The following is a 13,948-nucleotide window of genomic DNA, read 5'->3' as shown; positions in this document are numbered from 1 at the left end:
GGGCATGGCGGAGCAGAAAAACGACACCGCTTCGCGCGAGCTCGTCGTCGTCGGCATCAGTCATCATACGGCGCCGGTCGAAGTCCGCGAGCGCGCGGCGGCGGCGTGCGCGGATGCTCCGGCCTTTCTGCGCTCGATGACGTCGATCCCGGGTGTGCAGGAAACGGTGCTGGTCAGTACCTGCAACCGTTTCGAAGTGGTCGCGTGCTGCAACGGTCAGCCGGCGACTGCCGATGCGATCGGCGGTTTCGTCGCCGGCGCGGCCGGGCTCGACAGCGGTTCGAACCTCGTGTTCGTGCTGCGTGGACGCGAAGCCGTGCGTCACGTGTTCCGCGTTGCATCGAGTCTCGACTCGATGATCGTCGGCGAGCCGCAGATCCTCGGCCAGCTCAAGCAGCAGTTCGATGAATCGGCCGCCGGAGACGCGGCCGGGCCCGTGCTGTTCCGGGTCTTTCACAAGAGCTTCTCGGTCGCCAAGCGCGTGCGTACCGAAACTTCGGTTGCGTCGAGGTCCGTGTCGGTTGCAGCCACGGCCGTCGATCTTGCCTCCAGCATCTTCGAATCGCTGCAGGGCCGCGTCGTGATGCTGCTCGGCGCCGGCGAGACCGGTGAGATTGCCGCGCGCCATTTCCTTGCGGCCGGAGTCGGTCAGATCATCGTCGTCAACCGCACGTTCGAAAGTGCGGTCGATCTTGCGCGCGAGCTTTCTGCGACGCCCGTGCCTCTCGATCGTTTCCGCAGCTATCTGCCGCTCGCCGACCTGGTCGTCGGCTCGGCCGGCGGCGGGCTGCTCGTGACGGCCGACGACGTGCGCACGGCGCTGCGCGAACGGCGCGGCAATCCGATGTTCTTCATCGATCTTGCCGTCCCGCGAAACTTCGACGCTGCGATTCCGCAGCTCGACGGTGCATACCTGTACGACATCGACGACATCGCGGCGGTCGTCGAGGACAATCTCGACGAGCGCCGGCGCGAAGCCGTTCGTGCCGAAGCCATCGTCGAGGCCGAAGTCGACCAGTTCTGGCAGTGGTTCGAGCGACTCGACGTGGTGCCGACGATCGTCGAGCTGCGCGAGTACGCCGACAGCATCCGCCGCGGCGAGGTCGAAAAGGCTTTGTCGCGCATGCCGTCGGTGACCGAAGACGACCGCGAGCGCATCCATCAGATGACGCGCGCGATCGTCAACAAGCTGCTGCACCATCCGACCCAGGTTCTTCGCGGCGAAGGATCGACTGTCGAAGAGTCGCGACTGCTGTCGGCCGTGCGGCGCCTGTTCGGCCTCGGAGACGGCGAGTGACTTCGCGAGCGCTGCGCGTCGGCACGCGCCGTAGCCCGCTCGCTCTTACGCAGACGCGGCAGTCGATGGACGAGCTCGTACGGCGCTCGGCTGGCGCAAGCTACGAGCTCGTCGAGATCACGACCACCGGCGACCGCATCGTCGACCGGCCGCTGCGCGAAGCCGGCGGCAAAGGGCTTTTCCTGAAAGAGCTCGACGAGGCCCTGGTTTCCGGCCGCATCGACTGCGCAGTGCACTCGCTCAAGGACGTGCCGACCGAGCTTGCGGCCGGGACGACCATTGCAGCCGTGCTCGAGCGCGCGGATGCGCGCGATCTGCTGGTTACCACCGGGGGACTTGATCTGTCGGCGCTGCCTACCGGTGCGGTCATCGGCACGACCAGCCTTCGCCGCCAGGCGCAGGCGCTGGCTGAAGCTCCGCATCTCAATATCCGCATGCTGCGCGGCAACGTCGAGACCCGGCTTCGCAAGCTCGCCGACGGCGAGTACGACGCGACTTTCCTCGCGGCCGCAGGACTCGGACGTCTCGGGATCGATCTGTCTGCAGGTGGACCTGCGCGTGCGGTTGCGCTCGACCCGTTCACGTTCGTTCCGGCGGCGGGGCAGGGTGCCGTTGCGATCACTGCCCGCATCGATGACCGGCCGACGCGCGAGCTGCTCGCGCGTCTCGATCACGCCGCATCGCGAATCGCTGCCGCCGCCGAGCGCGGATTCGCGCGCATGTTCGGCGGCGGCTGCAGTCTTCCGCTCGCGGCTTACGCCGAGTGTCGCGCCGGCGAGCTCGTGCTTGTCGGGCTCGTCGTGTCCCCCGATGGTCACGAGCAGATTCGCGACCGGACGTCGCTCGAGCTTCCGGACGGATCGCTTGCCGGTGCCGACGCGCGCGCGGAAGAGCTCGGCCGGTCTCTGGCACGCTCGTTTTTCGAACGCGGAGCGTCGCGCATCATCGATGCGGCGAACGCTGCCGAGATTCCGCGATGAGCGCGCGGTCAAGCAACCACGCGTCCGGCAAGGTCCAGCGCACGCGCGGTCGCGTGTTCCTCGTCGGCGCAGGTCCGGGCGATCCGGGACTGCTTACGCTTCGCGGCCGCGACGCGCTCGCTCGCGCCGACGTCGTTCTTTACGACGCGCTCGCCGACCCGAGACTGCTCGCGCACGCGCCGGCCGCTGCGGAAAAAGTGCTCGTCGGCAAGCGCCACGGCCGCGAGAGCATCTCACAGAAGGAAATCGAAGAGCTTCTGGTTGCGCGTGCCGCCGAAGGAAAGAACGTCGTGCGCCTGAAAGGCGGTGATCCGTTCATCTTCGGCCGCGGCGGAGAGGAGGCCGAAGCGTGCCGGCGTGCGGGCATCGACTACGAGGTCGTGCCGGGTGTCACGTCCGCAATCGCAGTGCCGGCGTGGGCGGGAGTGCCGCTGACGCACCGCGAGCATTCCTCGCTCGTCACGTTCGTCACCGGGCAGACCGGAAGCGAGCGCGACGACATCGACTGGGCCGCGCTCGCTGCAACCGGCGGCACGCTGGTGTTCCTGATGGCGATGACGCGCATCGAAGAAATCGCCGCGCATCTGATCGAGGCCGGCATGGCTCCGGAGACGCCCGTGGCCGGCATCCGCTGGGGCACGCTGCCGCGCCAGAAGAAGATCCTGAGCACGCTCGCGCGCATCGGCCGCGACGCCGGCAGCGACCTGGTTCGTCCGCCCGTCGTGTTCGTCGTCGGTGCGGTGGCAGGCCTTGCCGCTGAGCTCGAGTGGTTCGAGCGCCTGCCGCTGTTCGGCCGGCGCATCGTGGTCACGCGCGCGCGCCATCAGGCGGCCGCGTTGTCGGACCGTCTCGAACGCTCCGCGGCCGAGGTCGTCGAGTTTCCCACCATCGAGATCCATCCGATTGCTGTCGAGCCTGCCGTGTTCGATGCAGCGGGCGGCTACGACTGGCTGGTTCTGACGAGCGTCAACGGCGTCGAGAGCTTCTTCGGCCAGTTCCTTGCGGGCGGACGCGATCTTCGCGAGCTCGCCGGCGTGCGCATTGCCGCGATTGGACCGGCGACGCGTGCAGCGGTCGAGTCGCGCGGCCTCAAGGTTGCTGCGCAGCCCGGCGAATATCGCGCCGAGGCGCTTCTCGAAGCCCTCGGCGACGTAAGCGGACGGCGCATTCTTCTTGCTCGCGCGCAAATCGCCCGCGAGGTGCTTCCCGACACGCTCCGCGAGCGCGGCGCGGTCGTCGACGTGGTCGCCATCTACCGGACGACCGTCCCGGACGTGGACGGAAGCGGCGCGGACGCTGCGCCCGAATCGCGTCTCGGAGCGTTCGATATGATCACGTTCACGAGCTCGAGCACGGTGACCAACTTCGACCGGCTCGTCGGCGGGCGCGCACGCGAGCTGCTCGCCGGCAGAAGCGTCGCGGCAATCGGACCGATCACGCGGCAGACGCTTTGCGATCTCGGCATCGACGTCGACGTGATGCCCGACGAGTACACGGTCGACGCGCTTGCGGACGCAATCGAGTCGTTTTTTGCAAATCGGCAACCGCTCCCCTAGCATCGCGCCGTGGCATTCCCCGCAAGCCGGCCGCGCCGTCTGCGACGCACGGAAACGATTCGTCGCATGGTGCGTGAGACCCGGCTCTCGCGCGAAGACCTGATCCTTCCGCTGTTCGTCGTTCCCGGCTCCGGCATCGAGCGCGAGGTCGGCTCGATGCCAGGCGTCTTCCAGCAGTCGGTCGACCGCGCGACCGACTTGGCGGTGCGCGCCCGCGACCTGGGCATCCCGGCGGTGCTGCTCTTCGGGCTCCCCGAAAACAAGGACGCACGCGGCTCGGAGTCGGCACGCGAAGACGGTCCCGTGCAGAATCTCGTTCGCGCGATCAAAAGCATCGCGCCCGACATCTGCGTGATCACCGACGTCTGCCTTTGCGAGTACACCGATCACGGGCACTGCGGCGTCATCGAGAATGGCGATGTCGCGAACGATCCGACGCTCGAGCTGCTGGCCGCCGAGGCGCTGTCGCATGCGCGCGCCGGAGCCGACATCGTCGCGCCGTCCGACATGATGGATGGCCGCGTGGGGCGCATCCGCCGTGCGCTCGACGGCGACGGGCTTGTCGATGTCGCGATCCTTTCGTACGCCGCGAAGTACTGCTCCGGATTCTACGGTCCGTTTCGCGAAGCGGCCGATTCGGCGCCGCAGTTCGGAGATCGCCGCGGCTACCAGATGGATCCCGGCAACGCCGCCGAAGCGATGCGCGAAATCCAGGCGGACCTCGACGAGGGCGCCGACATGATCATGGTCAAGCCCGCGCTGCCTTATCTCGACATCGTGCGCCGCGCGCGCGAGCGGTTCGACTGCCCGCTGGTCGCCTACCAGGTCAGCGGTGAGTACGCGATGATCAAGGCCGCCGGCCGCGCAGGCTGGATCGACGAAACCAGGGTCGTTGACGAAACGCTGACGTCGATCCGCCGCGCCGGCGCCGATCTCGTCATCACGTACTTCGCGCTCGACGTGGCGGCGGGGCTGTAGCGATGAGGCCGGTGATGCCCATGCGACGAGCGCTCGCCGTCGTCCTCGCCACGGCAGTCGCGTGTCCGCCGTTCGTCGTCGCGACGGCTACCAGCGCGCTCGCGTCGGTCGCGGAGGAGAAGAAGCTCGGCGCCGAATTCGTCGACGAAGCGGTTGCGCACATGCCGCTCATCCATGACTACGAGCTGGCCGGGTATCTGCGCGACATGGGCAACAAGCTGGTCGTCGCGCTCGGAACCACGCCGTTCGAGTACGAGTTTTTCGTCGTGCGCGACGACGACATCAACGCGTTCTCGGTGCCGGGCGGAAAGCTGTTCGCGAACGCGGGGCTGATCTCGCGCGTCGACAGCGACGACGCGCTGGCGGGCGTGATCGGCCACGAGGTCGCGCACGCGGCCGCCCATCACCTGGTGCGGCAGCAGGAGAAGGGTGCGGCGGCAAGCTACGCGTCGCTGCTTGGGCTTCTGCTCGGAATCGTCAATCCCGGGCTCGCCATTGCGTCGCTGGCTGCCGGACAGGCGGCGCAGCTCAAATACCAGCGCGACTTCGAGCGCGAGGCCGACTATCTCGGCATCGGCTACGCGAAGAAGGCCGGCTACGATCCGGCGGCGATGATGGGCCTGCTGCACAAGATCAACGACGACCAGTCGCTCAATCCGACGCGCATTCCGCCATACTTCCTGTCGCACCCGCTGAGCGGTGAACGGCTGACCAACCTCGAGGCGGTCCTCGGCCGCCACGAGTGGGACCCGTCGAAATCGGTGCCGTCGCTGCGGCTCAAGCGCGCGCAGGCGATCGCCCGCGCGTATTCCCAGAGCCGCGACCAGTGCGTGCCGGAGTACGAACGTGCGCTTGCCGCGGCCAAGCCGGCCGACCGGCCCGAGGCGCTCGAGCTGCTTGGCATCCTCATGTCGCACGGCGAAGAGTACGTGACGGCCGACAAGTACCTGCGCGAAGCGGAGGCCGCGGGCCGCAACGTCGATCGCGAGCTCGGTCGCACCGCGTTTCGCCGCGGCAACTTCCCGGAGGCGAGAACGCGCCTGAACCGCGTACTCGTCAAGACTCCGGCCGACTGGGACACGCTCGCCGATCTCGCGGCGATGGATACGCAGGAGGGCAACTACGCGGCTGCTGCCGAGAAGCTCGAGCGTTCGGTCGCCGGGGAAGCATATCGCGCCGACGTGCTGCTCGCGCTCGGCCGCGCGCTCGGAAAGTCGTCGCGCGAAGGCGAAGGCTTCTACTGGGTCGGCCGCGCGAGCGAAGTGCAGGGCAACCCGCGCCAGGCGGTCGAGTATTTCAAGCGTTCGCTTGCCGCGCTGCCGAAGAACGATCCGAACATGGACAAGATCAGGCAGGACATGATCAAGCGCTCGGAAAGGCTCGGCGAGGAGATTCACGACAAATCGGTCGAAGCCCAGAAGCAGGGCCAGCGCACGGCTCCCGACGGCACTCCGATCGGCCCCGCGCCCCAGCCGCACTGATCCAGGCAGGCGCACGGATCCGACCGGCCGCGTGGATACAAAAGGAGAACCCGATCGATGGCACCATCCTCACGCGGACCGGATCTCGTCTCGCGCCGCATCCGCGAGACGGCGGGCTATACACCCGGCGAACAGCCGACCGACCGCTCGCTGATCAAGCTCAACACGAACGAGAACCCATATCCGTGCTCGCCGCTGATTGCCGAGGCGATCGAGACCGAAGCGCATCGGCTCAATCTCTATCCGTCGCCGATGGCCGACATGCTGCGCGTGCGGGCAGCCGAGACCTACCGCGTAAAGCCTTCGCAGGTGCTGGCCGGCAATGGTTCGGACGAGCTGCTCGCGATCCTGCTGCGTGCGTGCACGGAGCCGGGAGAGGCGATTGCGTACCCGGTGCCGACGTACTCGCTGTACCGCGTGCTCGCCAACCTCGAAGGCGTGCGCGCGATCGAAGTTCCTGCCGACGGCAATCCGATTCCGCGTGCTCTTGCCGAAGCGCCGTCCCGCGTGACGTTCCTTTCGACGCCGAATTCGCCGACCGGTCTCGCGCTGCCGCTCGACGCGATTGCGGAGTTTGCGCGAAACGTCTCCGGCGTCGTCGTCGCCGATGAAGCCTACGTCGACTTCGGCGGCGCGAGCGCGCTCGCGATTCTCGCGGATCATCCAAACCTCGTCGTCACGCGATCGTTCTCCAAGTCGTTCTCGCTCGCGGGGCTTCGCCTTGGGCTACTGTTCGCTCACGAGGATTTCGCAGCCGAGCTCGCCAAGGTGAAGGATTCGTACAACGTCTCGCGCCTCGCGATCGCCGCCGGAGTGGCGGCGCTCGAGGACATCGGCTGGATGCAGAACAACGTGGCGCGGATCCGGGCCACGCGCGTGCGCGTGACGGCCGCGCTCCGGCGCGCCGGCTACACGCTCGAAGACTCGCAGGCCAATTTCCTGTGGGTCGACTGCACGGCCAAAGGCGGCGGGCGCGGCGTCTACGAGAAGCTTCGCGACAGCAGCGTGCTCGTGCGGTTCTTCGAAGGCGACGGGCTGGCCGCAGGAATCCGCGTCAGCATCGGCACCGACGACGAGATGGACAAATTCCTCGACGTCATGTCGCGAATCTGAAATCGGGGACAGACACCGATTTCCGGAAATCGGTGTCTGTCCCCGATTTTCTCATGACGTCATTGCGTCCGCGCGACTGCCGGGGAATGTTCCGCGCCGTGCGACGCTTCCGTGCTTCGATTCTCCTGGCGATTCTGCCGGCCATTCTTGCTGGCTGCGCTCCCGAGCATCCGACGGTCACGCTGCTCGACGCGGTGCGCTCCGGCAACGCCGAGCAGGTCCGGTTGCATCTGTACTGGTGCCGCAAGGACGGCGGCTGCGACCTGAACTCGCACGTCGAGGCCGATGCGACGCTTGTAGAGGTCGCGGCGCAAAAAGGACGACCCGACATCGCGCGCATGATTCTCGACGCGGGAGCCGACGGCGGCGCGAAGGACTCGCGCGGATCCACGCCGCTCACCAAAGCCGCCGAGTCGGGCGCAGACGCTGTCGTCCAGGCTCTGCTCGATGCCGGCGTCGATCCGAACACGCGCGACGCTGCCGGGTGGCCGCCGCTGCGCTGGGCACTGTTTCGAAAACACGCCGCGATCGTCCGCATGCTGGTCAAAGCAGGGGCCGATGCGAAGATCCGCGACGAAAACGGAGGCACGCTGCTGGCGGAGACGGTCTATCGCGGCGACGTCGAGATGACCCGGCTCCTGATTGATGCCGGAGTGGATCCGAAGGCGGCGGACTCGAAAGGCTTTACTCCACTCTTCTGGGCGCGCAGCGCGGAGATGGCCGGGCTGCTCCTGGATGCGGGTGCGCAGGCCAATACGCGCAACGCCAACAACGACACGGTGCTGCACTTCGTGGCGTGGGTCGGAGAAACGTCAACCGCGAAAACGCTCGTCGACCGCGGAGCCGTCGTCAACGTTCGCGACAACGACGGATTCACGCCGCTGTCGTTCGCGGTGGGCAACAACAAGGTCGAATGCGCAGCGCTCCTCAAAGGTGCGGGCGGAGTCGAATAGCCGCAGAGCGCCGGCATCGTGGTGCATGCGCGGCCAGCGGCCGCGTGGTCGGCCGGATCCCGCTCAGAATCGCCAGGTGAGGCCTCCGCGAATGCGATAGTCCGCGACGATCTGACGCCCGGTGTTGTCCTGCTCGAGCGGCGCTTCGATGACGAGGCCCGCATGCAGTGCATCGGTCCACGTCACCGAAGCGCCGGGCCCGAGATAGACGGCCGTAATCGCAGTATCGTCCTGAAGCTCGCCGTGCTGGTGGTCGCGGCCCTTGTTTTCTCCGCTCGTCGCCAGCGCGAGAGAAGCTGTCCATCGGTCCGCCGCGACCACGTAGTAGCCGATGCTGGCTTCCCACGTCAGGTCGTTCGCATACTCGTAGGAAAAGTCGCCATTGCCGCGTACGACGTACTGCGCGGCGAGGTCGCCGAATAGGCGCTGCCAGCTGGCGTGCACCGACGCACCGAACAATCCGTCGACCGATCCGGAACCGAGCGTGAGATCGTGCCCGTGCACGGCGCTTTCCTCATGCTCCTCGTGCTCTTCGTGATGCGGCGACGGCAACGCCAAAGCCAGCGCTTCTTCTTCGTCTCCTCCGTCTTCGTGCTCGTGCTCTTCGCCGAGCCGGTGGCTGCTGCCGGTCGGAAGCTTGAGGCCCGCGAGCAGCTCGGTGTTCACCAGGAGCTGGCCGATCGCGCGGCTGAACGGGCTTACGCGGCCGACAATGGAAAGGTCGCCGAGCCCGCCCACGTCACCGCGCGCCTGGGACCCTTCCTCGAGCCGGCGGTACTGCCGCGAGATCAGCGGGACGTTCATCTGGACACCGATGCGCGGCGTGAACGTGTAGCCGACGAGGAGTTGCGTGATCGAGCTGTGCACCCACTCGTTGGCCTCGTTGGGAACCTTCTTGCCGTCGACGCGGACCGTCCCGAACAACGTGTACTGCTCGGCTACGCCGAGAAGCAGTCCGGTCTTGTGCTGCTGCAGCAGCGAGCCGGTGTAGATCGAGCACAGGTCGCACGCGCGCGCCGGCAATGGGCTGGCCAGAATGGCCGCAAGCGCGAACAGCGATTGCGCGAAAGCGCGTTGCCAATGGTGTGGGAGATGCATGGCGTGAACCGGGCGGACGTAACCCATGCATGAACGGACTGCGAGCCCTTCCATAAGCTGGACAAGGACCGGGTATCAGATCGGCATGATGCCCGCGCGGGGTTTTTCGGTGCCCCAGCTTTCGTCGGTGAGCGGGGCGTGAATCTCGCCAAGGGCAGCCCGCTGCGAAGCGATCGGGGTCTTGATGCAGAGCTGTTCGAACGGCGCGAGGGCCCGGAATCCGCCGGTGGCAAGAATGCGGTCGATGAGGCCGGCGGTTTTCGGCCAGCGCGACGCGTCGACGGCGTAGCGGCAGAACGCGGCGTTGCGGAAGAACACAGCGATCGAGATGTCGGCAATCGACAGCTGCCCGCCGAACAGGAAGCCGCCGTCCGGAGCCTGCGTCTCGAGATAGTCGAGCACCGACGGAATGTCTTCGTCGACAGCCTTGCGGACGACGTCCTTGTCGGTCGGGCGCCCCCAGACCGCCGGTCCGATCGCGACCTGGTTGAACAGCCGCCAGATGAACACGTCGCCCATGCGCGTATCGGCAAACTCCTCGAGCCAGCGTGCGTGCGCGCGCGCGGCAACGTCATCGGGGTAAAGAGCCTGCGACGGAAAGGCCTCCTCGAGGTACTGGCAGATCACCGACGAGTCGCACAGCGTGACGCGCTCGTCGATGTAGACCGGAACGCGCCGTATCGGACTTGCCGCAGCGAAGCGATCGTCACCGAAAAACGGCACGATCGGATCGATGCGATAGTCGATCCCTTTCTCGTGCAGCGCGACGAGAACCTTGCGCACATAAGGAGAAAGATAGCTTCCGACGATGCGGACCGGTTGGGACATGACGGGCTTTCCTGCCGCTAAGCGGGCTTTTTCATCGCGTGGTCGAAGAGCGACCGAAGCTCGGCTTCGGTCGCGATTTCGGCCGTCTCGAATCTTCGCAGCGTCTCGATCCATGATTCGGGCAGCCCGTGTTCGGCCGCACCGGAAAGCAGAAGCTCCATGTATCGCGCAGTGGGGCGAAGCGACGGATCCTCTGTGCCGGATGTCAGCGTTACGGCGCGAACCGTGGCGGCGCCGTCCTCGTCCCAGCGTTCCACCGGCTCGACCACGACTTCGGTTCGTTCGTAGTGGCCGATCTTTACGCCTTCGGTGAGCTCGAGATGCTCCAGGTCGTCCGCCGTGATCTCGTAGAGCACTCCCCAGACCTCCGAGGCGGCGTCGGCGATGATGTTGGCCATTGCGCCGGCTGCGCCGCCGAGCAGCGACGGCTTGCGGATCACGAGCTGCCAGCCCTTCGCGCAGGCCGCCGTCGCGCGTGACCAATCGATGCTGCGACGCACGCGAAGCGTCGAGCCGTCCATGTTCGAGCCGTATGCGAAGTACGCGACTTTCGGGGCCTCGGCCACGCGGCGACGCTAGCACGCAGGCCCAGCGGTCCAAGTCTTCGCCGCGGAGTTGTCCTTATTCGTCGTCGGGGTTGGACGGCGCCGCAGGCTTGTCGCCCGCGGCCGCTCCTTTCGCGGCGTCGGGCGCCTTGGCCGACTCGACGAACTCCGCGCGTCTGGTCGCGATGCGCGAGTACTCGTGCTGTGTCGCGCGAAGGACCGCCGTGCGGCTGTCGCTCTTCACATAGTACTTCGGTCCGCCCGGCTGCGTGCCGGGCTCGGGTTGTTCGGCGTTGGCAGGCCCGGGCGAGGCCGAGAGCGCTCCGCACGATCCGTTCGCACCGCCGACTTCGAGCCGTGCGACCGGAGCGTCGAGTCCGAACTGGTGAAGATTCGCTCCGGGCGGCGCGTCGGCGACGACTTCGTCGGCGCGCGCCGCTGCGAGACCGTTCAGTGCGTTGTCGACGATGCGCTGGTTCAGCACCTCACCGGCTGCAGGCGGGTCGATCGTCCACGGTTTGCCCGGCGCCTCGCGCGCGAGCGTGAACGTATCGCCGGCCATCGAAAACCGGAGGCTTCGTACTTCGTCGAGCTTGCACGAAAGGAAGCGCTTGTCGCGAAGCTCGGCCGCGCCCGGCATGAACTTCTGTGCAACCCAGTCCGGCGCCTTGACGACCTGGTGATCGCTCTCGCGCTCGAAATAGTTGCCTGCGGGCTGGTCGGTCGCGGCCTTGCCGATCGTGAATGCGATCTGGCTGCCGTCTTCGCGCTGCGCACGGAAATGGGTGGCGCCTTCGTCGAGGCCGAACGCCTTGCGGTCCACTTCGGCGCCGTCGTAAAAGCCGACCGCGTCGATGGTCGCGAGCGAGTCCAGCATCGACCGCATCGATTCCTGGTCGGCGGTGTCATTGACCGGTGACTTCATCTCCCAGGCGAACTCGCTCTTTCGCTCGACCTCGATTTTCTCGCCGGGCTTTTCGATCGTGACGGTCTTTATGCCGGTGCTGTCGACGCCGGGGAACATGGCCTTGGCGCGCAGCTCGGACGGAGTCTTCTTCGCGCTCGACTGCAGCAGCAGCGGGATCACCAGCACTTCGTCGCTGCCGTCGCGGCGGGCGAACGCCTGGTAACCGACGGGCGTCGCAATGCCGAGAAGCACGGCGGGAAGCGGCTTGCCGCCTTCGAGTGTGAGCTCGATGCGCGCCTGCGAGCCGTTCGGCCCTTCGAGGCCGTAGCTCGACAGCGCGCCGGCTTCGTTCTTTTCCAGGCGCCGCTCGATCTTCGCGTCCTTGACCGTGTTCAGGAAGTTTTCGACGACGGACTTTTCTGCCGGATACGCGACCGGTTTGGTCAGCTTCCAGTTGCCCGCTTCCTTGACGATCTCGATCTCGGGCTGATCGGTATAGACGAGATGGATCTTCTCGACGTCGGCGGGATCGACGTCGATCAGATAGTCCTTCTTTGCCTCGAGCAGCGCCTTCGGTCCTTCGACGAAGAACAGCCAAGCGCCGAGCGCGGCGGCGATCACGACGAGGATGATCGTGCGGACGAAGCTCACAGCGAGGAGCGCCTCCACCAGACGGCGATGCCGATAAGCAGGATCAGCTCGGGCAGGATCAGCACCGACAGATAGAAGACGGTGCGCATCTCGGTCTCGCCGAGCATCGCGCGCGACGCGCGCACGACGCGTGGTGCGATCGAGATCAGCTCTTCTTCTCCCGCGAGCCAGCCGACCACGCTCTGGCCGAGCGCGTCATTGTAGAGCTGCCGCAGGTACTGGTTGGTCAGGAAGCTCGTGTCGCCGAAGATCGCGAGGCGGAAATGCTTGGCGGCGTCGCCGCCGAGCACGGAGCCCGAGCCTTCGCCGGCCGCGCCGATGGGGACCGGCCCCTTGATGTCGTTGTCGGCGAGCTCGGCTTCGCCCTGGTTGAATACGCGATCGACGTCGGTCTCCGCCCAGCTCGTCGGAGAAGTGAAGCCGAGCGGTTTGAACTGCACCGGGCCGCCCGGCGCTTCGACCGGCGGCGAGACCGAACGCGCGAGCGACAGAATGCTGCGCTCGCTGAGGGGTTTGACCGACGGATGGTCGCCGTACTGTGCGACGATCGCATCGGTGCCGATCGTCGGCCCTTCGAACAGGCGTACCTGCTGGTCGAGGATCACGTCGTCGCCGACGCGCGCTCCGAGATCGCGCACGAACTGCACGAGCTCGCTGTCCTGGCGCGGCTCGAGCAGCACGAGGACGTTTCCGCCTTTCTTCATGTAGTCGCGGATCTTGTCGAGCTCGGCGGGGAAGTGGCTGCGGTCGCCGGTTGCGACCACGAGCACGGCGGCGTCGTCAGGGATCGGCGCATCACCGGCGAATACGGTCGCAACCTCGTAGTTCTGGTTGCGCAGCGTGTCGGCGAACAGACCCATCCCGTTCGGCTGTTCTTTCTGCTCCGGCGACGGCTCGCCGTGGCCGGTCAGGAAATAGATCTTCTTCTGCGCGCTGGTGACGACCTTGTGGATGCCGTTGGTGATCGACTCCTCGTCGATCTTGTCGACGGTGGTCGAGCGGTCGCCTTTCTTGATCTTGATCGTGGGGATCGCCTGGATGAGCTCGCGCTGGGCGATTTCGGGATTGACCTGCGGGTCGATGATCTTCCACTTCAGCTTGTTGCTGTAGTAGCTGTAGATGCCCGAGACCTCTTCGACGAAGTTCTTTTCCTGCGGGCCGACGAACGCGAGGATCTCGACGTCGCCGTCGAGCTTGTCGATGACCTGCTTGGATGCATCGGTCAGGCTGTTGACGCCCGACAGCGACATGTCGAAGCGGTGGTTGTAGCGCGCGCCGAGGTAATTGAGCATCACGACGACGGCCACGAACACGGCCGAATAGACGATCGCGTTGGTGCCGTAACGCGTCGAGCGGCGCTGCAGGAACTCAACGAGCGAGCCCGAGCCCGACGCGAAGAACCAGACGATGCAGACGAGGCCGGCTGCAATGTGGACGAGCGAGAACCAGCCGAAATCCCAGAACCCGATCATCGGGTTCATGGTCATCACGTGCTCGGCCAGACCGAACAGAAGAAAGATCAGGCCGGCGATTCCGAGGATGGGTGCACGCTTGCCCATGG

General features: G+C 66.4%; 12 protein-coding genes. 7 read left to right on the top strand and 5 right to left on the bottom strand.

Features of this window, described 5'->3' with window-relative positions; translation table 11 throughout:
* Positions 1–4 precede the first annotated feature (4 nt).
* From hemA to VN634_17700, 7 genes are read left to right on the top strand one after another with little or no spacing between them, the layout of a single operon-like run.
* A complete protein-coding gene (gene hemA, locus VN634_17730; protein HXC52729.1) occupies positions 5–1,297 on the top strand; it encodes a glutamyl-tRNA reductase in 1,293 nt (430 codons plus the stop codon).
* A complete protein-coding gene (gene hemC / locus VN634_17725; protein ID HXC52728.1) occupies positions 1,294–2,277 on the top strand; it encodes a hydroxymethylbilane synthase in 984 nt (327 codons plus the stop codon). The genes hemA and hemC overlap by 4 nt, the downstream gene beginning before the upstream one ends.
* A complete protein-coding gene (gene cobA / locus VN634_17720) occupies positions 2,274–3,833 on the top strand; it encodes a uroporphyrinogen-III C-methyltransferase (protein ID HXC52727.1) in 1,560 nt (519 codons plus the stop codon). Before hemC ends, cobA begins: the two co-directional genes overlap by 4 nt.
* Before the next feature lie 9 nt (positions 3,834–3,842).
* Positions 3,843–4,811 carry a porphobilinogen synthase gene (gene hemB, locus VN634_17715; GenBank protein ID HXC52726.1) on the top strand — a complete coding sequence of 323 codons (969 nt, stop codon included), beginning with the start codon at positions 3,843–3,845 and terminating at the stop codon, positions 4,809–4,811.
* A 14-nt stretch (positions 4,812–4,825) separates the two neighbouring features.
* Positions 4,826–6,292, top strand: coding sequence for a M48 family metalloprotease (locus tag VN634_17710; protein ID HXC52725.1), 1,467 nt, complete (start codon positions 4,826–4,828; stop codon positions 6,290–6,292).
* 57 nt (positions 6,293–6,349) lie between these two features.
* Positions 6,350–7,405: a histidinol-phosphate transaminase gene (hisC, locus tag VN634_17705; protein ID HXC52724.1), complete on the top strand. Its 1,056-nt coding sequence runs from the start codon at positions 6,350–6,352 to the stop codon at positions 7,403–7,405.
* A 53-nt stretch (positions 7,406–7,458) separates the two neighbouring features.
* A complete protein-coding gene (locus VN634_17700) occupies positions 7,459–8,358 on the top strand; it encodes an ankyrin repeat domain-containing protein (GenBank protein ID HXC52723.1) in 900 nt (299 codons plus the stop codon).
* Positions 8,359–8,421: 63 nt separating this feature from the next.
* Here the strand turns inward: VN634_17700 and VN634_17695 are convergent, their stop codons facing one another.
* The 5 genes from VN634_17695 to VN634_17675 all read right to left on the bottom strand — a co-directional run bounded on the left by VN634_17695 (position 8,422) and on the right by VN634_17675 (position 13,946).
* On the bottom strand, positions 8,422–9,456 hold the full coding sequence (locus VN634_17695) for a hypothetical protein (GenBank protein ID HXC52722.1): 1,035 nt from the start codon (positions 9,454–9,456) through the stop codon (positions 8,422–8,424).
* A gap of 75 nt (positions 9,457–9,531) precedes the next feature.
* Positions 9,532–10,284 carry a glutathione S-transferase family protein gene (locus tag VN634_17690; protein HXC52721.1) on the bottom strand — a complete coding sequence of 251 codons (753 nt, stop codon included), beginning with the start codon at positions 10,282–10,284 and terminating at the stop codon, positions 9,532–9,534.
* A gap of 17 nt (positions 10,285–10,301) precedes the next feature.
* Positions 10,302–10,850, bottom strand: coding sequence for a gamma-glutamylcyclotransferase family protein (locus VN634_17685; GenBank protein HXC52720.1), 549 nt, complete (start codon positions 10,848–10,850; stop codon positions 10,302–10,304).
* 55 nt (positions 10,851–10,905) lie between these two features.
* Positions 10,906–12,387: a DUF4340 domain-containing protein gene (locus tag VN634_17680; GenBank protein HXC52719.1), complete on the bottom strand. Its 1,482-nt coding sequence runs from the start codon at positions 12,385–12,387 to the stop codon at positions 10,906–10,908.
* Positions 12,384–13,946, bottom strand: coding sequence for a GldG family protein (locus VN634_17675; GenBank protein HXC52718.1), 1,563 nt, complete (start codon positions 13,944–13,946; stop codon positions 12,384–12,386). Before VN634_17675 ends, VN634_17680 begins: the two co-directional genes overlap by 4 nt.
* Positions 13,947–13,948: the final 2 nt, after the last annotated feature.

This window comes from Candidatus Limnocylindrales bacterium, from assembly GCA_035571835.1.
GTDB lineage: Bacteria > Desulfobacterota > Binatia > UBA1149 > CAITLU01 > DATNBU01.
This window is presented reverse-complemented; position numbering and strand designations above follow the sequence as displayed.